This is a genomic window from Mesorhizobium sp. LCM 4577 (assembly GCF_001854795.2).
Classification (GTDB): domain Bacteria; phylum Pseudomonadota; class Alphaproteobacteria; order Rhizobiales; family Rhizobiaceae; genus Mesorhizobium; species Mesorhizobium plurifarium.
In genome coordinates, this window is sequence record NZ_MDDU01000006.1 from 172,837 (window position 1) to 194,375 (window position 21,539).

Consider the following 21,539-nt stretch of genomic DNA (forward strand, 5'->3'; position numbering starts at 1 on the left):
ATGAGGCTTTGGCACAATGCAGAGCGCTCCCGCGCCATGCTGCCGATCATGGTCGGTATCTGCCTTGCTTGTATCGGCAGCGCCATGCTGACCACCGCCGTGTCGCTGCATCTCGGCAAGCCCGGCATTTCTCCCCAGGTCGTGCAGATCGTGCTGACCGCCTACCCCGTGGGCTTTCTCGTCGGATGCCTGGTCACGCGTCCGGCTGTGGCCCAATACGGTCACGAGCGCACCTTTGTCGTGGTCCTGGTGCTGGCGCTGCTGGCGGCGTTGGGCTTCGTCTTCACCGACTTTCTGCCGAGCTGGATCTGCTTTCGCCTGCTTGGCGGCATGGCAATGGCGTCGCTGTTCGTCGTTTGCGAAAGCTGGATCAACCTCTACGCCGAGCATCACAATCGCGGCGCGCTGTTCTCGATCTACATGCTGACGACGGCGATCGCCGTGCTGCTCGGTCAGGTGCTGGTCGCGCTCGCCGGCCCGCAGTCGCCGCATCTGTTCCTGGTGGCCGCCGCGACTGTGCTGCTGGCGCTGGTCTCCAAATTCGCCGGGGGACGCTGGCCGGCGCTGCCTGCCATCGATCCGGAGCACGCAAGTTCCGCAAGGCCGGTCAAACGTCTCGGCCCGTTGGCGCTGTTCCGGCTGGCGCCGGTAACGGTGGTCGCCATCTTCCAGGGCGGCATCACCAACATGAACATCTTCGTGCTGACGCCGATCTACGGCACGCAGATCGGGCTCTCGGCGGCAACGACCGTCGGGCTCGTGACGACCATCAGCATCGCCGGCATGCTGGCGCAAACGCCCGTCGGCTGGCTGTCGGACCGGTTCGAACGACGCATCATATTGCTTGTCCAAGGCATCCTGTCGGTCACGCTCTGCGCCGCCATCGCCTGGCTCGGCAATTCTTCGGTGCCGTTRCTCTTCGTTCTGTTCTTCATCTACGGCTGCACGGCGCTCACCGTCTATCCCGTGGCGATGGCGTTCGGCGCCTCGCAATTGCACAGCCGGCATATGGTCGGCGCCTCGGGCACGCTGCTCCTGCTCTATTCGATCGGCAATGTCGCGACGCCTGGCATTTCGGCCGGCCTGATGGAGCATATGGGCGCGCCGGCCATGTTCCTGCTTCTGGGCGGCGGCGCCGTGCTGGTGGCGATAGCTGCCTGCTACAATCTTCTGCGCCGGCCGGTCGTCGCGCCGGCGATGCAGGCAGTCGAGGAGYGCGCCTGATGACGGATGCAGCAACGAACCGCCTCGAGCGTAATGTCATCCTGATCGCAGGCGCGGCCAGCGGCATCGGCGCGGCAATCGCCCGCCGCTGTATTGCCGAAGGCGCAAGGGTGGTCTGCGCGGATTATGACCTCAAGCCGGCGATCGAGCTTGCCGAAGCGTTGGGACCAGCCGCCGTCGCTTGCCAGTGCGATGTGACGAAGGCCGAGTCCGCCAAGGCAGCTGTTGAATTCGCGCGGCAGAAATTTGGACGGCTCGACGGGCTGGTGCACAATGCCGCCGCACCCTCGACCAGCGCCACCGTCGTCGATCTCGACGAAAGCGCCTGGCGGCACGAGGTCGATATCGTCCTGACCGGCGCCTTCCTGATGAGCAAGTTCGCCGTGCCGCCGATTGCGGCGAGCGGCGGCGGCTCTGTCGTCTTCATCGGCTCGCAATTCGGACGCGTCGCGACCACCAAGGCCGTCGCCTATTGCGCCGCCAAGGCCGGGCTGATTCACCTCGCCAAGGCGATGGCCGTCGATCACGCACCGGACAAGATCCGCGTCAACAGCCTGTCGCCGGGCGCCGTGGCGACGACGCGGCTGCTGCGCCGGTTCGCCGATTTCGAAGCGGCCAATGCCGGCCTGGGGCCTGCCCATCTGCTCGGCCGCATCGCCGATCCCGACGAGATCGCCGCGGCGGCCGCTTTCCTGCTTTCCTCAGACGCATCCTTCGTCACCGGATCCGACATGCTTGTGGACGGCGGCTATGCAACGCGCTGAACCCGAAACCCTTTCAGAGGAATTCCCATGACCTTGCTCGTCACCGGCGGTACCGGCTTTGTCATGAGCGTGGTCGCGCGCGCATGGCTGGACCGCGATCCCAAAGCCCGCGCCGTGATCCTCGACCGCTCCGGCCTCGACGCGGCGGCCGAAAAGCATTTCGCTCCAGTGCGCGACCGGCTCACGGTGATTTCCGCCGATATCCTCGACCCGAAAGCCTGGTCCGCGAGGCTCGACGAGCAAGGCATCACGGCAATCGTCCATGGCGCGACGATCACGCCGATCTCGCGCGGCAGCGCCACGGAGGCAAAGCGCCAGCCGGAGGCCGAGGACCCGGCCCGCATCGTCGACGTCAATCTGATGGGCACTGTGCGCATGCTGGACTGGGCGCGTACGGGACCCAGCCTCAAGCGCTTCATCTATGTCAGTTCCGGGTCCGTCTACCGCCACAACGGGCCGGACTGGAGCGGCGAACCGCTGCCGGAAGACGGCTATGTCGCGCCGCTGACGCTCTATGGCATCTCGAAATTCGCCTCCGAAATGGTCACCAACCGTTATGCCGACCTGTTCGGCCTGTCGGCGGTCTCGGTGCGGCTCGCTTCGGTCTATGGTCCGATGGACCGCGCCACCGAGAGCCGCAACTTCCGCCACGTCCCCAACCGCGTCGCGCATATGGCCCTGGCCGGCGAGACGATCAGGCCGAACAGCCTGGAACCCGTCGGCGACTATGTCGCCTCGACCGACGTTGCCGCCGCCATTCTCGCGCTGATCGATGCGCCGTGCCTCAACTACCGCCACTACAATATCGGCTCGGGGTCGAGCCAGACCATCGGCGAGATCATCGGCTGGGCAGCCGAACGCGTGCCGGGACTGAAGGCCGAGGTGACGCCGGGCGCAGATGCCAATATCGTTCAGGATGTGGCGCTGAAAGGCGGCATGTGGGGCGCCTATGACATCGCCCGCATCATGCGAGACACCGCATGGCGGCCGCGCTCAGGCAAGGAAGCCTTCCACGCCTACATGGACTGGATTGCCGCCAACGAAAGCTGAGCCAAACCAAGCCGAAGGAGGACGAGAGATGCCGACCGACCTGCAGCAAGCGTCGCAGCCGCGCGACTTTGTCGGCTACGGCCCGCATCCGCCTTTCGTCGTCTGGCCGGGCGGCGTGAAGCTCGCCGTCAACCTCGTGCTCAACTATGAAGAGGGGTCGGAGTACAACTGGCTGGAAGACGGCCGCAACGACAATTGGGGCGAATACAATCTGACCGGCAGCATGCCGGTGCGCGACCTCGGCACCGAGACRCATTACGAATATGGCAGCCGCGCCGGCGTCTGGCGCCTGGCCAGGCTGTTCGACCGCTACGACATTCCGGTCACCTTTTCCGCCTGCGCCGTGGCGCTCGAACGCAACCCGCCCTTGGTCGAATGGATGAAGAGCCGCCGACATGACCTGATGGGCCATGGCCTGCGCTGGATCGACTACACGACGATGGCGCGAGCTGAGGAAGAGCGCCACCTGCACGAGGCGATCGCGCTTTACGAGAAGCTGCTCGGCAAGCGGCCGCTCGGCTGGAACTGCCGCTCGCTGCCCAGCGTCAACACGCGCGACCTTCTGGTCGAGGAAGGCGGCTTCCTCTACCACTCCGATCCCTGCAATGACGACCTGCCCTATTTTCTCGACCACCGGGGCACGGAGATCCTCGTCGTCCCCTACTCCAAGACGCTCAACGACAGCCGCTACCTCGTCGCGCCCGGCTACGGCAATCCGCGCGACTTCGCCGAGGACTGCCGCTCGGCCATCGACTATATGCTCTCAGAAGCCGACGAGATTGGCGGCCGCATGCTGACCATCGGCATTCACGCCCGCTGGACGGGCCAGCCCAACCGGGCATCGTGCCTGCGCGAGGTGATCGAGCACGTCCGAAAGAGCGAGGGCGCCGCCTTCATGCGCCGCGAGGACATAGCCCGCTTCTGGCACGCGAATCATGCCCGCTTCGAGCAGCGCGGCTGAGCGATGTTCGACACGCTGATCCGTGGTGCAACGGTGGTGAACGCCGATGGCCTCGGCCGCGGGGACATCGGCATTGCGGCGGGCAAGGTCGTGGCAATCGTCGCGCCCGGCGAAGCCGCCGAAGCCAGGACGGTCGTCGACGCCTCCGGCTGTTTCGTGCTGCCCGGCCTTGTCGACGCGCATGCGCATCTGCGCGAGCCCGGGCTGACCCACAAGGAGGATTTTTCGTCCGGCACGCATGCAGCCGCATTGGGCGGCGTGACGACCGTGCTCGATATGCCGACCGACGAGCCTTGGACCGCGACGGCTGAGCAGCTCGCGGACAAGATGGCCTTGGCCGAAAATCGCATCCATGTCGATGTCGGGCTGCAAGCCGTGGTCAGCCGCGACCTCTCGCTCGTTCCTCTACTGCTCGATCGCGCGCCGGTGTCATTCGAGTTGTTCACCGCCGACGTGCCGGACGCCTTCCTCTTCGCCACGCTCGACAAGGTGGCCGAAGCGCTAAAAGCGTTCACCGGCGCCGACACGCTGATCGGCATCTCACCCGGCGACCAATCGATCCTGACCGGCAGCTCCGAGCGAGATCGCTCGGGTACGATCACTGCCTTCCTGGTCAGCCGGCCGCCGCTGGCCGAAGCCAACGGCATCGCCCGCGCGCTGGTCGCCGCCGCCTCGGCCGAGGCGAGGATCCATGTCCGCCAGATCAATTCCGAACTGGGTGTCGAAACTTGGAGCCGGCTGCGCGGCATCGCCGACGCCAGCGTCGAGACGACGCCGCAGAACCTGTTCTTCACCGCCGGCGATTACGAAACGCAGGGCGCGAATCTGAAGGCCTCGCCGCCCTTGCGCTCGCCTCACGACGTCGATGCGCTGCGCGCCGCGCTCGGCGCGGGGCTGATCGACATCGTCGCCACCGATCATGCCCCGCATGCGCCGGCCGAGAAGACGGCGCGCTATGCTGCTTTCGCCGACATCCCGGGCGGCATGCCGGGATTGCAGACGCTGCTTCCCGCCATGCTGAGGCTGGTCGACGAAGGGTTTATCGGCCTACCGGACCTGGTGCGCATGTGCTCAACCAATCCCGCCGAGCGCTTCGGCCTCGGCCGGCGCAAAGGCCGCATTGCCGCCGGATACGATGCCGATCTGCTGATCGTCGACCCACGCCGATCCAGCATCATCGCCAATGCCGACCAGGTGTCGCGGGCAGGCTATACGCCCTTCGACGGCTGGACCGTGAAAGCGCGGCTCACAAATGTCTTTCTGCGCGGCCGCGAGATCGTGCGCGACGGGCGGCTGGTCGGTCCGGCACAAGGGAAGATCGTCACCCGGGAGAGCTGAACACCATGGCCCTGCTCGCCAACAAGACCGCCATCGTCACCGGAGCGAGTTCCGGCATCGGCCGTGCCATCGCGCTGAAATTCGCCGCCGAGGGCGCCAACATCGTCGTTGCCGACACGGTCGAGCAGCCGATCGAAGGTGGCCAGAGCACGGTCGAGTTGATCCGCTCCGCCGGCGGCAATGCCGTCCATATGAAAACCGACATCTCCGACTGGAATGCCGTCGACGCGCTTGTCGGCGCAACCGTCGGTCGCTTCGGTCGGCTCGACGTGATGGTGAACAATGCCGCGATCTACACCAGCACCAACCTGATCGAGACCACGCCGGAGCAATGGAACCGCGTCATCGGCGTCAATTTGACGGGCTTCTTCTACTGCAACAAATGCGCCGTCACCCAGATGCTGACCCAGGCGCCAATCAACGACGTCCGCGGCCGCATCATCAACATCTCATCGCAGCACGGCATGGTCGCCTGCCCCGGGGACTTTCCCTATTCGGTGAGCAAGGGCGGCATCGTGCAGATGACGCGCCAGATCGCGGTCGACCATGCCGACGACCTGATCGTCTGCAACGCGATTGCGCCGGGCAAGATCATCACCGGCAAGCCGGGCGTCGCCAACGACCCCGACGCGCTTGACTATTCGCGCCGCCGCACGCCCTGGCCGCGGCTCGGGCAGCCGAACGACGTGGCAGGCGCTGCGCTCTTTCTCGCCAGCGACATGGCGAGCTACGTCACCGGCATAAACCTGATGGTGGATGGCGGCTGGATGGCGGGCTGACAGCCGCCAGCCCGGGCCGCCGCCCGGTATTCGGGGACAGGAACCTTTGCGGAAACCACCCGTTGACCCTGCTGCAAGGGGTCAACGATTCTGGGTTCCGTTGCCTTGGACGCGAAAACCGAAAGAAAAGAGCGCGAAACCGCTCCCGCCGAAGAAGCGCGGGCTGAGCCCCGGTCCGACCAGCGGCAACGGCCGCCGGGCGACGAAAAGCGCGTGGAAAACGGGCGCGACGATGAGCGTTCACAAGACACGCAGGCGAATGACAGTTCGTCGGACGGCAACAGACCCGGCCTCATCAAACGCCATCCCTATATAGCGGCGATCGTCGCGATCCTCATACTGTTGGTCATCGCCGCCGTGGTCATCTGGTGGATCAACGCACGGCAGTATGAATGGACCGACGACGCCTTCATCGACGCCCGCACGGTGACGGTCGGCGCAGAAATTGCCGGACGCATCACCGATGTCGCCGTCACCGACAACCAGCCGGTCGAGGCCGGCGCCGTGCTTCTGCGCATCGACGACAGCGATTATCAGGCCTCGCTCAAACAGGCGCAAGCCGGCGTGGTTGCCGCGCGGGCCGATATCACCAATGTGCAGGCCCAAACCGAGGCGCAGAACGCCAAGATCGATGCCGCCGAAAAGCAGGTGGCGCAGGCTCAGGCGGCGCTCGAATTCGCCAGATCCGAGGACCAGCGCAACCGTGAGCTCCTGGCCAAGGGCACCGCGACGCAACAGCAGGCCCAGCAGGCCGCTTCGACCCTGCGCCAGGACCAGGCATCGCTCGATGCCGCCAACGCCAATGCCGAGGCCGCGAAAAGCCAGGTGGCGGTTCTGCAGGCTCAAGGCAAGAGTGCCGAAGCCAAGCTTCGGCAGGCCGAGGCCACCGAGAACCAGGCCAAGACCACCCTCACTCGCACGACCATCACGGCACCGGTCGCCGGCCATGCCACCAACATCACGGCGGCGAAAGGCACCTATGCGCAGCCCGGCCAGGTGCTGATGATGTTCGTCCCCAAGGACGTTTGGGTGAAGGCGAATTTCAAGGAGACGCAGCTCGACCTGATGCGACCGGGCCAGCCCGTCGACATCGCCATCGATGCCTATCCGGAAAAGACCTTCCATGGCCATGTCGACAGCGTCCAGGCCGGCAGCGGCACGGCGTTCAGCCTGCTGCCTGCCGAAAACGCCACCGGCAATTTCGTCAAGGTGGTGCAGCGTGTTCCGGTCAAGATCGTGTTCGACCAGCCCCCCGGCGTCTATCTCGGTCCCGGCATGTCGGTGGTGCCGACGGTCAAGGTACGATGAGCGATGCCGCAACAGCCCAGGGAAACGAAAGCCGTTCCGCCGCCGGCGGGCGCAATCCCTGGCTGATCGCGATCGTCGTCTCGATCGCAACCTTCATGCTGGTGCTCGACACCTCGATCGCCAATGTCGCGTTGCGCAACATCGCCGGCAGCCTGGCCGCCGGCATGGACGAGAGCACATGGGTGATCACCACCTATCTCGTCGCCAACTCCGTCATCATTCCCGTCAGTGGCTGGCTGACCAGCATCATCGGCCGCAAGCGCTATTACATGATCTGCGTGGCGACCTTCACGCTGGCGTCGCTGCTGTGCGGGCTGGCGCCCAATCTGCCAACGCTGATCGCTTTCCGCATCCTGCAGGGGCTCGGCGGCGGCGGCATGGCGCCGAGCGAACAATCGATCCTCGCCGACACGTTTCCGCCGGAGAAGCGTTCGCAGGCTTTTGCTCTTTATGGCATTGCAGTGATCGTCGCGCCGACGGTAGGGCCGACCATCGGCGGCTGGCTGACCGACAATTTCTCGTGGCACTGGATCTTCTTCATCAACGTGCCGTTCGGCATCATGTCGCTGGCGCTCGTGCAATGGCTGGTGATCGAGCCCGACATTCTAGAACGCGAGCGCCGCGAGCGGTTGAGCAAGGGGCTGAAAGTCGACTGGATCGGCTTCATCCTGGTGGCGATGGCGCTCGGCTGCCTCGAAGTCTTTCTCGACGAAGGCCAACGCAACGATTGGTTCGCCTCGACTTTCATCACCACTTTCGCCGTGATCTCGGCAGTGTCGTTCGTGCTGCTGGTCCCCTGGGAGTGGACGAGGCGCGATCCGATCGTCGACATCCGCCTGCTCTTCAGCCGGCAGTTCGGCATGTCGTTCCTCGTCATGATGGCAGTGGGCGCCGTGCTCTTCAGCACCACGCAGCTTTTGCCGCAACTGCAGCAGACGACCTTCGACTACACCGCCACCCTTTCGGGCCTGTCGATGATGCCGGGCGGCATCGCCATGCTCATGCTGATGCCGATCTCGGGCTTTGCCGCCGGCATCATTCAGCCGCGCTATCTCATCATGATGGGCATGGCGGTGGTCGCGGTCGCGCTCTGGCACACAACCTCGCTGACGCCGGACGCCAGCTTCAGCTTCTTCGCCTATGCGCGCGTCTATATGATGATCGGYCTGCCGTTCCTGTTCATCCCGATCTCCACCGCCGCCTATGTCGGTCTGCCGCCGCAGAAGACCGACCAGGCATCGTCGCTGATCAATGTCGCCCGCAACATCGGCGGCAGCATCGGCGTATCGCTGTCCAACACGGTCATTGCCCAGAACGCCCAATTCCATCAGTCGGTGCTGGTCGGCCACACCGCGCAGTCGAGCGACACCTACCAGCAGACGCTGCGCCAGGTGACGGATCATTTCGTCGCCGAGGGTTCGCCGCTGGTCGAAGCCAGGCAGCAGGCCATCGGCTGGATCGGACAGGAGATCGGCCGCCAGGCCCTATATCGACGTCTTTTTCTACTGCGCCGTAGCGACGGCGATCCTTGTGCCGTTTGCCCTGTTGCTGCGGCCGCCCAAACAGGCGCCAGCGAAGCGTTAGCTATTCTATTGTTCCGAGCTTGCGCCTTGGCGCCCTACGCGCCAAGCTGACGCCCTCTGGAGGAATCTCATGCGCAACATGACGGCATCGGCGCTGCTTTTGGCGGCGGCATTTATCACGACGAGCGCGAACGCGCTGGACAGCTCGAACACGCCCGTCGTGGTGACACCGCTGGCGTCCAAGACCGCGACCGCCTCCGGCCAGCCGATCACGCTGCCGCAGAAGAACGTCGAGGTTCAGGTTTCATCCTATCAGATCGCGCCGGGCGCGACCTTGCCGGTGCACAAGCACCCCTTCCCGCGCTACGCCTATGTCGAACAAGGCACGCTCAAGGTCACCAATGTCGAGACTGGCGCTGCCAACACCTATAAGACCGGCGACTTCATCATCGAGATGATCGGCCAATGGCATCAGGCCACCAATATCGGTACTGATCCTGTGAAGCTGTTGGTGATAGACCAGGTTGAGCACGGCGCCAAGAACACGATCCTGAAGCAATAATCGTCAGGCGCTCGCCTGGCGCACGCCGGACGGCTTGTTCAGTCCGGGCGTCTGGACCGATCATTGCGGGCTTTCAAGGCGGTGGACCGGATGCTAGGGCTGCGCTCTCGCCAACCATGGATGTACGCCCGTGACCGCCGCCTCACCCCCCCTGATCGAAATCTGCGTCGAAGGCATTGACGGGCTGCTTGCCGCGCAGACCGCCGGCGCCGACCGGGTCGAACTCTGCGCCAGCCTGGTCGAGGGCGGCATCACGCCGAGCCTCGGCACGGTGCGCGCCGCGCTCGAAAGCGCGACCATTCCCTTCCATGTCATCGTGCGCCCGCGCGGCGGCGATTTCCTCTACAGCGAGACCGAATACCGCTCGATGCTCACCGACGTCGAAGCGCTGCGCGAGCTCGGCGTCGCCGGCGTGGTCGTCGGCTGCCTGACCGCCGACGGCGCCATCGACGAGGCGCGCATGAGCGCGCTGGTCGAGGCCGCCGGCCCGCTCAACGTCACCTGCCATCGCGCCTTCGACATGACGCGCGATCCGTTCGAGGCGCTCGAAGCGCTGATCCGCTGCAAGGTCGGCCGCGTGCTGACCAGCGGCCAGCGCGACACGGCGCTCGAAGGCGTCGAGCTTCTGGCGGAGCTCGTTCGCCAGGCCGGCTCGCGCATCATCATCCTCGGCTGCGGCGCCCTGGCGCCGGACACGATCGGCGAGGTGCGCAAGCGCACCGGATTGACCGAAATGCATTTTGCAGCGCTTGCCGATGTTCCGAGCGCCATGCGCTACCGCAACCCGAATGTCGGCATGGGCGGCACCGACCTCGACCGCGAATATCGCAACACCGTGACCGACCAAGCCAAGGTGGCGGCGACGATCGCGGCCGCGAGAGCCTGATGGCTGAGACGACCAAAGATCTGCCGCCGATCGAACGCGTCTCGCCCGCCGACGAAGCCGCCATCCTAGTGCTCAACAACGAGCATGCGGCGGAACTTTCCTGGCTGGAGGCGGATCGGTTGTCCTTCCTCATCAGCCAAGCCTTCTACACGCGCCGCATCGGCGCGCTTGAAGCCTTCATCATGACCTTCGACCAGGATGCAGACTACGACAGCCCGAACTTCCTCTGGTTTCGCCAGCGCTACCCGCGCTTCGTCTATGTCGATCGTGTCGTCGTAGCAGCGGGCGCCCGCGGCCGCGGCCATGCGCGCCGGCTTTATGAGGATCTGTTCGAGCAAGCCCGGCGCGCCGGACATACTATCGTCACCTGCGAGGTGAATGCCGATCCGCCCAACCCGGCCTCCGATGCCTTCCACGCCGCGCTTGGCTTCACCGAGGTCGGCGATGCGGTGATCCACGGCGGCAAAAAGTCGGTGCGTTATTGGGCAAAGCCCATCGCCACCTGAGCACCGCCGCAACGCTGGCCAGGAAAACAAGCTGAAGCTAATATCCCCTCTTCGCTGCCGGGGGCGACATCATGGCGAGCAACGTCTTCCGCTTCGACGAGAGCTGGGACATCCCTGAAGGCACCCCGCAGCAAGTGTGGGACGTGCTATCGGATGCTGAGCTTCTGCCTCTCTGGTGGGGCGATGCCTATAAGGAGGTCGAGCCGCTCGACAAGAAGGGCAAGGGCGTCGTCGGCGCCCGTGCCAGGGCAACAGCGCGCGGCGCCCTGCCCTATGAGTTGAACTTCATCATCGAAGCTGCCGAGCTCATACCCGGCCGGCTGGTGGTAGTAAAAACCTTCGGCGATTTCGACGGGCTATGGCGTGCGGAGCTGTCGCCGGCCGGAGCCGGAACCCATGTCGATCTGGTTTGGCAGGTCACGGTCGAGAGGCCGATCCTCAAATTTCTGGCGCCGCTTCTGAGACCAGCCTTCGCCTGGAACCACCGCTGGACCACGCCGCGCGGCGAAGCCGGGCTTCGCCGCTATCTCGCTGCGCAGAAGGCTGGCCGAACCGGCCTCCCCGGTTGACGCCCCAACTTACTGGAACGAACTTACCGGAACAACGGAACGGCACTGACCACAGTCGTCCAGAAGCCCCAGACCAGCGGTATGCCGACCAGCAGCCAGGCGAGCGTAAGCTTGACGGTATTGTCGTTGTCCTGTGCCATCTCGATCTCCTTATGCCCTCGCCGCTTCCGGCTTCATGTGGAAGCGCTCGGCCACCGGCCGCATCATCAGGTTGAGCAGGAATCCCACGACGAGCAGGCCGGCCATGATGTACATCGTCACCGTATAGGCGTCGGCCTTCGCCACGCCGCTGTCGATCTGGTACTGGCGGATGTAGTTGACTAGGACCGGGCCAAGCACGCCGGCAACCGACCAGGCCGTCAGCAGCCGGCCATGGATGGCGCCGACATAGCGCACGCCGAAGACATCGCGCAGATAGGCCGGAACAGTGGAGAAACCGCCGCCGTACATGCTGAGGATGATGCCGTAGAACAGCACGAACAGGAACACGTTGCCGGATTTTCCGGTCCATGGCACGGCCGCATACAAGAGCACGCCCAGCACGAAAAAGACCGCGTAGGTCATCTTGCGGCCGATATAATCGCTGGCCGAGGCCCAGAAGAAGCGGCCGAGCATGTTGAAGATCGAAAGCAGGCCGACAAAGCCCGCAGCAGCAGCAGCCGTGATACGCCCCGGGAACATCTCCTGGCTCATCGCCGAAGCCTGGCCGAGCACGCCGATGCCGGCAGTCACGTTAAGGCAAAGCACACCCCACAGCAGCCAGAACTGCGGCGTCTTCAGCGCATCGTCAAGATGGACGTTGCCGCTGGTGATCAGCGCGGCTTGCGTTGCGGGCGGCGTCCATCCGGCGGGCCGCCAGCCATCCGGCGGCACTCTTACGATGATGGCGCCGATCATCATGAAGATGAAATAGACGATGCCGAGCACGATGAAGGTTTCGGCGACGCCGATATGCTCGGGCGTCGAGAACAGGTTCATCAGATAGACCGATAGCGGCGAGGCAATGAAGGCGCCGCCGCCGAAGCCCATGATCGCCATGCCGGTCGCCATCCCTGGCCGATCCGGAAACCAGGTGATCAGCGTCTTCACCGGCGAAATATAACCGAGGCCGAGACCGATGCCGCCAAGCACGCCATAACCGAGATAGATGATCCAGAGCTGGTGCAGGTAGACCCCGAGCGCCGAGATGATGAAGCCGCCGCCGAAACAGCAGGCGGCGGCTACCATCGCCTTGCGCGGCCCGACGCGGTCGAGCCAACCGCCACCGAAAGCGGCGGCAATGCCAAGGAACAGAATTGCGATCGAGAATATCCAGCCCAGTCCTGTCAGCTTCCAGTCGTCAGGCGCCGACTCGGTGATGCCGATCAGCTTCGACATCGGCAGATTGAACACGCTGAACGCGTAAGCCTGACCGATGCACAGATGAATGCAAAGCGCCGCCGGCGGCACCATCCATCGGCTGAATCCCGGCTCGGCGATGGTGTGAGAGCGATCGAGCCAACCACCCGCTCCTTCGACAATGGTCGTTGTCATTTCTTCCTCCCGTTGTCCTGTCTGGAAACCTAGAAGGAGAAACGAGAGCGGCAATAAAGAATTCCTGCCCTAGTACCAATGTATAATGGTCATCGTCACAGCGCCCCCAAGCAGATATTGGTATTTTCTCAAATTAAATTACAGATATCTAATTTAGATATTTCTTAAACACGTGAAATCGGACCAGCGCAATCAGAGCCGATGCTCACCAATTGCGGTTGAGCCAGCCACGGGCCGGCTTCTCGATCACGTAATAACTGCAGAGCGCGCAGGCGAATACGGCCGCCAGCATCGGGATCGGTGCGCTGCCGCGCTCATCGACGAATTTGTAGAAAGGCTGCTGCCAGAGATAAAGCGAGTAGGACCACAGCCCGAGCATCACCATCGGCCGTGATGACAACGGCCCTTTCAGAGTACCGCCGGCGAAGTCGAGCGTGTTGACCGCCAGAGCCAGAAGCGGCACGGCGAGGGTGTAATGCAGAGGCGTCGGTATCGGGTTGCTGAAAAGCAGAACGCCGCAGGCCGCGGCCGCAAGAGCCACATAGCGGCTCTTCAGGAAAGCCGGCAGGCGCCCGTCGGCCTTGAGCAGGCAGATCGCGGCCGATAGCAGGATCGAGGCGATATGCACATCGGTGCGCCAGTAGGTGGTCTCGTAGCCCATGCCGAGAACCCCGTACGAAATGGCGCCGTTGGCCATTGCCAGCAGCGCCAGCACGAGCAGCAGCCGCACGACATTCGCCCTTCCGGAAACCACCACGCTGATCAGCGCCAAGAGGATATAAGAGTGCTCCTCGACGCAGAGCGACCAGATATGGTCGAGCGCGCCGGCGCGATTGATGAAGATGCCGGCATAATTGTAGGTGAAGGTCAGCGCCGTCAGCGCCGCCTTCCACTTGAAGGCGATGTAGGTGCCGGCAAGGCCGACCATGGCAGCGATCACGAACACAAGCAGCGCTGGATAGATGCGCGAGAAACGCCGCTTGAAGAATTTCTTCAGCGGAAAGCGCTCGATGAACAGGATCTCGCCCATCAGCCGGCCGCTCAGCACGAAGAAGAACTCGACGCCGAGGACGCCGAGATTGATTCCCGGGACCGGAAAGAAATGGCCGATCAGCACCAAGGCGATCGACAGGCCGCGCCAGCCGTCGAGAAAGGCAAGTCTTGTCCTGGCTTCCCTGTCGGCGGCGGTCCGCGGCAGAACAACGGACGCTGCGGAGATGTCGGTCATACCGTGCCTTCGCAACTCGAGGTCCGTAGCGACGCGTCGCCCGCGTCCCGGACCCTCTGGTATTCCCGCCGGATTTATTTTGCAGTGCGGGATAACTTTGTGCAAGTGCGAAGCTGCAATTTGACCGGAGTTTCCGGTCAAACCGTTGTTATGGCAAAGAAAAAGGGGCCGATGCGGCCCCTTCCTTGATCCGCGGCGTCGCCGTTCAGGCGTTTGCCGCGGCCACGGCGCGCTTGGCCATCACCGCGATCAGATTGGCGCGGTAGTCGGCGGAGGCATGGATGTCGCTCATCAGCCCCTTTGCCGGCACTTTGAGGCCGCCGAGCGCCGCAGCGTCGAAATTCTTCGCCAGCGCCGCCTCGATTTCCTTGGAGCGGAAAACGCCGTCCTCGCCGGCACCGGTCACCGCCGCCCTCACTCCGTCCTTGCCCTTGGTCACGAACACGCCGACGATGGCGTAACGCGAAGCCGGATTGCGGAACTTCTGGTAGGCCGCCTTGGCCGGCGCGGTGAAGCTCACCGCGGTGATGATCTCACCTTCCTTCAGCGCCGTCTCGAACAAGCCCTTGAAGAATTTGTCCGCCGCGATCTCGCGCTTGTTGGTGATGATCGTCGCGCCCAGCGCCAGCAGCGCAGCCGGATAGTCGGCCGCCGGATCGTTGTTAGCGATCGAGCCGCCGATCGTGCCCCTGTGACGCACGGCCGGGTCGCCGATCAAGGAAGCCATATGCGCAAGCGCCGGGCAGGCCTTCCTCAGCTTCTCGTCGGTGGAGACATCGTAATGCGTTGTCGCGGCACCGATGGTGACCGTCTTGCCGGACACCTTGACGCCCTGCAGGTCCTTCAGCCGCGAGACATCGACGAGGTCCGAAGGTGACGCAAGCCGCGTCTTCATGGCGGGGATCAGCGTCATGCCGCCGGAGAGCAGCTTGGCGTCGCCGTTCTTCAGCAGCTTGGCGGCGTCGGCGACGGAGGAAGCGCGATGGTAATTGACCGAATACATWCTCGTTCCTCCTCAGTGCTTCTTGGCGTGGATGGTCGCCCACACCGTCGCGGGCGATGCCGGCATGGCGATGTCGACGACGCCGAGCGCGTCGGTGATGGCGTTGATGACCGCCGGCGGCGAACCGATGGCGCCGGCCTCGCCGCAGCCTTTGACGCCGAGCGGATTACCCGGRCAAGGTGTGTTCGAGGTCGAGACCTTGAAGGACGGCAGGTCGCCCGCGCGCGGCATCGTGTAATCCATGTAGCTCGCCGTCAGAAGCTGGCCGCTGGCGTCATAATGCGCGCCTTCCAGCAACGCCTGGCCGACGCCTTGGGCGATGCCGCCATGCACCTGCCCTTCAACGATCATCGGATTGATGATGTTGCCGAAATCGTCGGCCGCGACGAACTGGATGATCTCCGTCAGGCCGGTCTCCGGATCGATCTCGACCTCGCAGATGTAGCAACCGGCCGGGAAGGTGAAGTTGGACGGATCGTAGAAGGCCGTCTCCTTCAGCCCGGGCTCCATGCCCGCCGGCAGATTGTGCGCGGTGTAGGAGGCAAGCGCCACCTGGAACCAGGGCAGGCTCTTGTCGGTGCCCGCGACCTTGACCTCGCCATTCTCGATGACGATGTCGCCCTCGTCCGCTTCCAAAAGGTGCGCGGCGATCTTCTTGGCCTTGGCCTCGACCTTGTCGAGCGCCTTGACGATGGCCGACATGCCGACGGCGCCGGAACGCGAGCCGTAAGTGCCCATGCCCATCTGCACCTTGTCGGTGTCGCCATGCACGATCGAGACCGAGTCGATAGGCACGCCGAAGCGCTGGGTGACAAGCTGCGCGAAGGTCGTCTCATGGCCCTGGCCATGGCTGTGCGAGCCGGTGAGCACCTCGATGGTGCCCACGGCATTGACGCGCACCTCCGCCGATTCCCAGAGGCCGACGCCGGCGCCGAGCGAGCCGACCGCCGATGACGGAGCCAAGCCGCAGGCCTCGATGTAGCAGCTCATGCCGATGCCGCGCAGCTTGCCTTGCTTGGCGGCGTCGGCGCGGCGCTTGGTGAAGCCGGCATAGTCGGCGGCCTTCATCGCCGCTTCGAGCGAGGCGTTATAATCGCCCGCGTCATAAGCCATGATCACCGGCGTCTGATGGGGGAAGGACGTGATGAAGTTCCGGCATCTGAGTTCCGCCGGCGACACTCCAAGCTCGCGCGCCGCGGTTTCCATCATGCGCTCGAGCACGTAGGTGGCCTCCGGCCGCCCTGCCCCGCGATAGGCATCGACGGGCGCGGTGTTGGTGTAGACGGCGCGCACATTGGCGTGGATCGCCGGGATGTTGTACTGGCCCGACAAGAGCGTCGCGTAGAGATAGGTCGGCACGCAGGACGAGAACAGCGACATGTAGGCGCCGAGATTGGCAATGGTGTCGACCTTGAGGCCGGTGATGCGGTTGTCCTTGTCGAAGGCCATCTCCACCGTCGACACATGGTCGCGGCCATGCGCGTCCGAAAGGAAGCTTTCGGTGCGGTCGGCGACCCATTTGACCGGAACGCCGGTCTTCTTCGAGGCCCACAGGCAGACGATCTCTTCCGGATAGATGTAGATCTTGGAGCCGAAGCCGCCACCGACATCCGGCGCGATCACGCGCAGCTTGTTTTCCGGAGCGACATTGTAGAAGGCGCTCATCACCAGCCGCGCGACATGCGGGTTCTGCGACGTCGTCCAGCAGGTATAGTGGTCCTCGGCCTTGTCGTAGTGCCCGAGCGCCGCGCGCGGCTCCATCGCATTCGGCACCAGCCGATTGTTGACGATCTTCATGCGCGTGACATGGGCCGCCGACTTGATCGCCGCGTCGGTCGCCTTGCCGTCCCCGAGCTCCCAGTCGAAGATCAGGTTGTTCTCGGCCTCGGCATGGATCTGCGGCGCGCCGGGCTGGATGGCCTTCGTGGCATCGACCACCGCCTTCAGTTCCTTGTAGGTGATCTCGACCGCCTCTGCCGCGTCGCGCGCCTGGCCCTTGGTATCGGCGACGACGACGACGACCGCGTCACCGACATAGCGCACCTTGTCGACGGCCAGGGGCGACCACGCGCCCATTTTCATCGGCGTTCCGTCCTTGGAGTGGATCATCCAGCCGCAGATCAGATTGCCGATGCCATCGGCCTTGAGTTCCTTGCCCGTCAGGACGCCAATGACGCCCGGCATCGCTTGCGCTTGTCTCACATCGATCTTCTTGATCTGCGCATGCGCGTGCGGGCTGCGTACGAACACGGCATGCTTCATGCCCGGCACCACCATGTCGTCGACATAGCGGCCGCCGCCGGTGATGAACCTCTTGTCTTCCTTGCGCGCTACGCGGGCGCCGACGCCTTCGATACCCATGGGAAATTCCTCCTCCGGTGAATGGTGAATTGTAAAATGGTGAATGGTCGAACGTGCCAGCCAGCGGCACTATCCACCATTCACTATTCACCATTCACTCTAAGCAGCCTGTTTCGCCTTGCCCTTGGCGCCCTTCGCCATCGTCTCCGATGCGGCGAGGATCGCCTTCACGATGTTGTGGTAGCCCGTGCAGCGGCAGATATTGCCTTCGAGCTCGGCGCGCACCGTCGCCTCGTCCAGGCCCTCCGGATGGCGCGCGATCATGTCGGTCGCCGTCATGATCATACCGGGTGTGCAGAAGCCGCATTGCAGTCCGTGATGTTCCTTGAACGCGGCCTGCACCGGATGCAGCTCCACGCCGTCCGCCAGTCCCTCGATGGTGACGATGGTCGAGCCGGACGCCTGCGCGGCGAGCATCGTGCAGGACTTCACCGCCTTGCCGTCGACATGCACGACGCAGGCGCCGCATTGCGACGTATCGCAACCGACATGCGTTCCGGTGAGGCCCAGATGCTCTCGCAGGAAATGCACCAGCAGCGTTCGGCCTTCGGCGCTCCCGCTGACCCGTTTCCCGTTCACAGTCAACGACACGTCCGACATACAGCCCCTCCCTGGGTATTAACCTTGGTCCTCGCCTGCCGACGCCGCGCTCGTGCTTCGGCAATACGTTATTCACGCACCGTACAACGGGCAAAACAGCCCTGCCAGCGCCGGTTCCATTGTACTTTCGATCATGGCAAAAGCTATGTGCAGCGCAGCAACCCGCCCCATTGCCAAAACCGGGATTGAAGGCAAAGATGCCTTCGACGCGAAGCGTGCCTGACAGGCATAAGAAAAGACACGCACAAAAACAGCGTTGGAGGAAATTGCGGAGGAGGCAGCTGGCCAGTTCGAGCACACGCTATGCATCGGGCCTTTCGGCGCTCACCACGGATGAGCCCGACCCGGATTCCTTTGCCCGGGCCATCGCGGCGGAAGCGGCGATCGTCGATGCCGGCTTCGCGCTTCTGTTCTTCTCCCAGAGCCTGGTCGACGCGGCGGCGCTCGCGCAGGCGCTGAAGCTCCACGCGCCATCGCTCGCCTATGCCGGCTGCTCGACCGCCGGCGAAATCACGCCGCAGGGGCTGGAGGAAGGGCATGCCCTTGCCCTGCTTTTGCCGTCGGCGTCGTTTTCGATCGTCAGCACCACGGTCGAAAACCTCTCCTCCTCCGGCATGGATGGAATCACCGGCGAGGTCGTGGAACTGCGGCGCCTGCTGCAAACCCGCGCCGGCCGGGAGCGGGCGAAGAGCGTCTTTGCCCTCTGCTTCATCGACGGGCTTTCCTATGCCGAGGAAGCGGTGACCTCGGCCATCCATTGGGGGCTGGATGACATCCCGCTGATCGGCGGCTCGGCCGGCGACGACCTGAAATTCGAGACGACCAGTCTGATCTCCAACGGCAAGGTCACGTCCGACAGCGCCATCATCGTGCTGGTCGCGACCGAGATCCCTTTCCACGTCTTCAAGACCGACAATTTCATTCYGACCGACGAGAAGCTGGTGGTGACGGCATCCGACCCCGACCATCGCATCGTGCGCGAATTCAACGCCACCAATGCGGCGGAGGAATACGCGGCCTCCGTCGGCACTGTGGCTCAGGCGCTGACGCCGCTAAGCTTCGCTTCCCATCCCGTCGTGGTGAAGGTGGCCGGCGAATATTACTGCCGTTCCATCCAGCGCATGCATGTCGACGGCTCGCTGTCGTTCTTCTGCGCCATCGACGACGGTGTCGTCCTGTCCATAGCCCAGCCGAAGAACATGGTGGAGGCGACGCGCGCCGCGTTGGAGGACGCCGAACGCAAGGTCGGCGGCATCGACATGATCCTGGGCTTCGACTGCGTGCTGCGCCGGCTCGATGCGCGCAACCGTCAGGTCTACCGTGACATTTCGGAACTCTACCGGACCAACAAGGTCATCGGCTTCGGCACCTATGGCGAGCAGTATCGCTCGATGCACCTCAACCAGACCTTTACCGGCATCGCCTTTGGCGAGCGCCGGGCAGCCGGGTGAGCGAGATGCCGCTTCGCGACATCAATGATCTCGAAAGGCTGAAGAAGATCAACGCGGCCCTTCTCAGCCGGGTCGAGCGTTCGATGGACCAGCAGGGCAACGCCTTCTCGCTGTTCCAGACCGCCATCTCGCTGGAAAACCGGGTGCGCAACCGCACCGAGGAACTGCACGCCACGCTGCGCAGGCTCGAGCAGTCGAACATCGACCTCGTCGCCGCCAAGGAAACGGCCGAGCTGGCGAACCTTTCCAAGACCAGGTTCCTCGCCGCCGCCAGCCACGACGTGCTGCAGCCGCTCAACGCCGCGCATCTGTCGGTCTCGGCGCTGGCCGAGGTCCAGACCAGCGAGGAAGGCCGCAAGCTGGTGCGCCAGGTCGAGCGCTCGCTGGAGACGATGGAAGACCTCTTGCGCACCCTGCTCGACATCTCCAAGCTCGACGCCGGCGTGGTGCAGCCGGAAATCGTCGACATCAGCCTGGAGACGCTGTTTTCCTCGCTGCGCTCGGACTTTTTGCCCGAGGCGGAAAAGAAGGGCCTGTTGCTGAAATTCCGCCCGGTCAATGTCGTCGTGCGGACCGACCGCACGCTGCTCAGGCGCATCCTGCAGAACATCCTCTCCAACGCCCTGCGCTACACCCGCTCCGGCGGCGTGCTGGTCGGCACCAGGCATCGCGGCGATACCATCCGCATCGACGTCGCCGACACCGGTTGCGGTATTGCCGAGGACCAGCGCGAGGCGGTGTTCGAGGAATTCCACCGCGGCACCGCGACGCTTTCCGACGCCGGGCTCGCCGGCGGGCTTGGCCTCGGCCTCGCCATCGTGCGCCGCATGGCCGCCGCGCTCGGCCACCCCGTGACCTTTTCCTCGAAGGTCGGACGCGGCACCATCTTCCACATCGATGTGCCGGTCGGCATGGCAGCCGAACCGGTGGCGGCCGTCGCCGATATGGAGCGCCCGCGCGGCTACGGCCTGTTCGGCACCAAGGTGCTTTTGGTCGAGAACGACGTCGACGTGCTCTCCGCCATGACCTCGCTGCTGGAACGCTGGCAATGCCAGGTGCGCGCCGCCACCTCGACCGACGATGCGCTCGACCTGCTCGGCGACACCGCCTGGGTGCCCGACATCGTCATCGCCGACCAGCATCTCGACGGCGGCGACCTCGGCACCGCGACGATCGCCGACGTGCGCGACTATCTCGGCCGCCCCGTGCCGGCGCTGATCGTCACCGCCGACGGCTCCGAGCTCGTCGCCAAGGCGGCGCGGGCCGCCGGCATAGAGCTGATGCGCAAACCGCTGAAACCGGCGCAACTGCGCGCGCTGCTGGCGCATCTACTGGCTTAGAGCCGGATGAGATTTATGGGAGTCGTGGGATTCCCAAATCAGCGATGATCTGATTCAACCTTGATGCTGGGCAGGAGGCCAGCATGGATGGTTGGATACTCGATGGACCTGCGCGAACGGGTTGTTGCGGCGGTCAAGGTTGAAGGGCTTTCGCGGCGCGCAGCGGCTGCTCGATTTGGYGTCAGCTACAGCGCGGCGATCGAGTGGCTGAAGCGGGTGGAACAGACGGGTAGCGTGGRGCCTCGCCAAGTGGGCGGCTATAAGCCGAGGAAGATATCGGGAGCGTGGCGCGACTGGCTTGTCGAGCGYTGCCGGGAGAAAGACTTCACCCTGCGCGGCCTTGTGGCCGAACTCGGCGAACGCGGCCTGAAGGTCGACTACCGCTCGGTGTGGGAGTTCGTGCACGCCGAGAAGCTGTCTCACAAAAAAAGACGCTGATCGCCTGCGAGCAAGATCGTCCCGATGTTGCGCGCCGACGGGCGCAATGGGTTCTGTATCAGGACCGGATCGATCCTGCCCGCCTGGTGTTCATCGACGAGACCTGGACCAAGAC

At 64.2% G+C, this 21,539-nt stretch carries 18 protein-coding genes and 2 pseudogenes; 15 read left to right on the top strand and 5 right to left on the bottom strand.

Going from position 1 to position 21,539, the window contains the following annotated elements; translation table 11 throughout:
- From LCM4577_RS11385 to LCM4577_RS11440, 12 genes and pseudogenes are all read left to right on the top strand, one after another.
- Entirely contained in the window at positions 1 to 1,224 is a 1,224-nt protein-coding gene (locus LCM4577_RS11385) for an MFS transporter (RefSeq protein WP_071071216.1), read from the top strand.
- A complete protein-coding gene (locus LCM4577_RS11390) occupies positions 1,224 to 1,988 on the top strand; it encodes an SDR family NAD(P)-dependent oxidoreductase (RefSeq protein WP_071031945.1) in 765 nt (254 codons plus the stop codon). The genes LCM4577_RS11385 and LCM4577_RS11390 overlap by 1 nt, the downstream gene beginning before the upstream one ends.
- A gap of 27 nt (positions 1,989 to 2,015) precedes the next feature.
- On the top strand, positions 2,016 to 3,038 hold the full coding sequence (locus LCM4577_RS11395) for an NAD(P)-dependent oxidoreductase (RefSeq protein ID WP_071031944.1): 1,023 nt from the start codon (positions 2,016 to 2,018) through the stop codon (positions 3,036 to 3,038).
- A 28-nt stretch (positions 3,039 to 3,066) separates the two neighbouring features.
- Positions 3,067 to 3,999 (top strand): polysaccharide deacetylase family protein, encoded by a 933-nt coding sequence (locus LCM4577_RS11400; protein ID WP_071031943.1) that lies wholly within the window; start codon positions 3,067 to 3,069, stop codon positions 3,997 to 3,999.
- A 3-nt stretch (positions 4,000 to 4,002) separates the two neighbouring features.
- On the top strand, positions 4,003 to 5,337 hold the full coding sequence (locus LCM4577_RS11405; protein WP_071071218.1) for a dihydroorotase family protein: 1,335 nt from the start codon (positions 4,003 to 4,005) through the stop codon (positions 5,335 to 5,337).
- Positions 5,338 to 5,342: 5 nt separating this feature from the next.
- Entirely contained in the window at positions 5,343 to 6,116 is a 774-nt protein-coding gene (locus LCM4577_RS11410; protein ID WP_041011790.1) for an SDR family NAD(P)-dependent oxidoreductase, read from the top strand.
- Positions 6,117 to 6,329: 213 nt separating this feature from the next.
- Positions 6,330 to 7,424 carry an HlyD family secretion protein gene (locus tag LCM4577_RS11415; RefSeq protein ID WP_244508295.1) on the top strand — a complete coding sequence of 365 codons (1,095 nt, stop codon included), beginning with the start codon at positions 6,330 to 6,332 and terminating at the stop codon, positions 7,422 to 7,424.
- Positions 7,421 to 9,008, top strand: a pseudogene (locus LCM4577_RS11420) (DHA2 family efflux MFS transporter permease subunit). The gene LCM4577_RS11415 and the pseudogene LCM4577_RS11420 overlap by 4 nt, the downstream one beginning before the upstream one ends.
- Positions 9,009 to 9,077: 69 nt before the next feature.
- The gene (locus LCM4577_RS11425; RefSeq protein WP_071031938.1) at positions 9,078 to 9,509 is read left to right on the top strand and encodes a cupin domain-containing protein; all 432 of its coding nucleotides are present in this window, start codon (positions 9,078 to 9,080) and stop codon (positions 9,507 to 9,509) included.
- 130 nt (positions 9,510 to 9,639) lie between these two features.
- Positions 9,640 to 10,395 carry a copper homeostasis protein CutC gene (locus tag LCM4577_RS11430; protein ID WP_071031937.1) on the top strand — a complete coding sequence of 252 codons (756 nt, stop codon included), beginning with the start codon at positions 9,640 to 9,642 and terminating at the stop codon, positions 10,393 to 10,395.
- Positions 10,395 to 10,901 (top strand): GNAT family N-acetyltransferase, encoded by a 507-nt coding sequence (locus tag LCM4577_RS11435; protein WP_071031936.1) that lies wholly within the window; start codon positions 10,395 to 10,397, stop codon positions 10,899 to 10,901. The genes LCM4577_RS11430 and LCM4577_RS11435 overlap by 1 nt, the downstream gene beginning before the upstream one ends.
- Positions 10,902 to 10,972: 71 nt before the next feature.
- A complete protein-coding gene (locus tag LCM4577_RS11440; RefSeq protein WP_071031935.1) occupies positions 10,973 to 11,470 on the top strand; it encodes an SRPBCC family protein in 498 nt (165 codons plus the stop codon).
- A gap of 150 nt (positions 11,471 to 11,620) precedes the next feature.
- On the opposite strand, the gene LCM4577_RS11445 is transcribed toward LCM4577_RS11440, so the two are convergent.
- From LCM4577_RS11445 to LCM4577_RS11465, 5 genes are all read right to left on the bottom strand, one after another.
- Positions 11,621 to 13,003 carry an OFA family MFS transporter gene (locus LCM4577_RS11445; protein ID WP_071031934.1) on the bottom strand — a complete coding sequence of 461 codons (1,383 nt, stop codon included), beginning with the start codon at positions 13,001 to 13,003 and terminating at the stop codon, positions 11,621 to 11,623.
- Between the two features lie 205 nt (positions 13,004 to 13,208).
- Positions 13,209 to 14,231 (bottom strand): acyltransferase, encoded by a 1,023-nt coding sequence (locus LCM4577_RS11450; protein ID WP_041007441.1) that lies wholly within the window; start codon positions 14,229 to 14,231, stop codon positions 13,209 to 13,211.
- Positions 14,232 to 14,436: 205 nt separating this feature from the next.
- Positions 14,437 to 15,234 (bottom strand): xanthine dehydrogenase family protein subunit M, encoded by a 798-nt coding sequence (locus LCM4577_RS11455; protein ID WP_071071222.1) that lies wholly within the window; start codon positions 15,232 to 15,234, stop codon positions 14,437 to 14,439.
- Positions 15,235 to 15,246: 12 nt separating this feature from the next.
- Positions 15,247 to 17,595, bottom strand: coding sequence for a xanthine dehydrogenase family protein molybdopterin-binding subunit (locus LCM4577_RS11460; RefSeq protein ID WP_071071224.1), 2,349 nt, complete (start codon positions 17,593 to 17,595; stop codon positions 15,247 to 15,249).
- 99 nt (positions 17,596 to 17,694) lie between these two features.
- A complete protein-coding gene (locus LCM4577_RS11465) occupies positions 17,695 to 18,195 on the bottom strand; it encodes a (2Fe-2S)-binding protein (RefSeq protein ID WP_071071226.1) in 501 nt (166 codons plus the stop codon).
- A 266-nt stretch (positions 18,196 to 18,461) separates the two neighbouring features.
- Between LCM4577_RS11465 and LCM4577_RS11470 the strand changes: the two genes are divergently transcribed.
- The 3 genes and pseudogenes from LCM4577_RS11470 to LCM4577_RS11480 form a co-directional block, all read left to right on the top strand.
- Entirely contained in the window at positions 18,462 to 19,646 is a 1,185-nt protein-coding gene (locus tag LCM4577_RS11470; protein WP_371410043.1) for an FIST N-terminal domain-containing protein, read from the top strand.
- Between the two features lie 5 nt (positions 19,647 to 19,651).
- Positions 19,652 to 20,986: a hybrid sensor histidine kinase/response regulator gene (locus LCM4577_RS11475; RefSeq protein WP_071071243.1), complete on the top strand. Its 1,335-nt coding sequence runs from the start codon at positions 19,652 to 19,654 to the stop codon at positions 20,984 to 20,986.
- Between the two features lie 87 nt (positions 20,987 to 21,073).
- A pseudogene (locus LCM4577_RS11480) lies at positions 21,074 to 21,539 on the top strand (helix-turn-helix domain-containing protein); the annotation flags it as partial.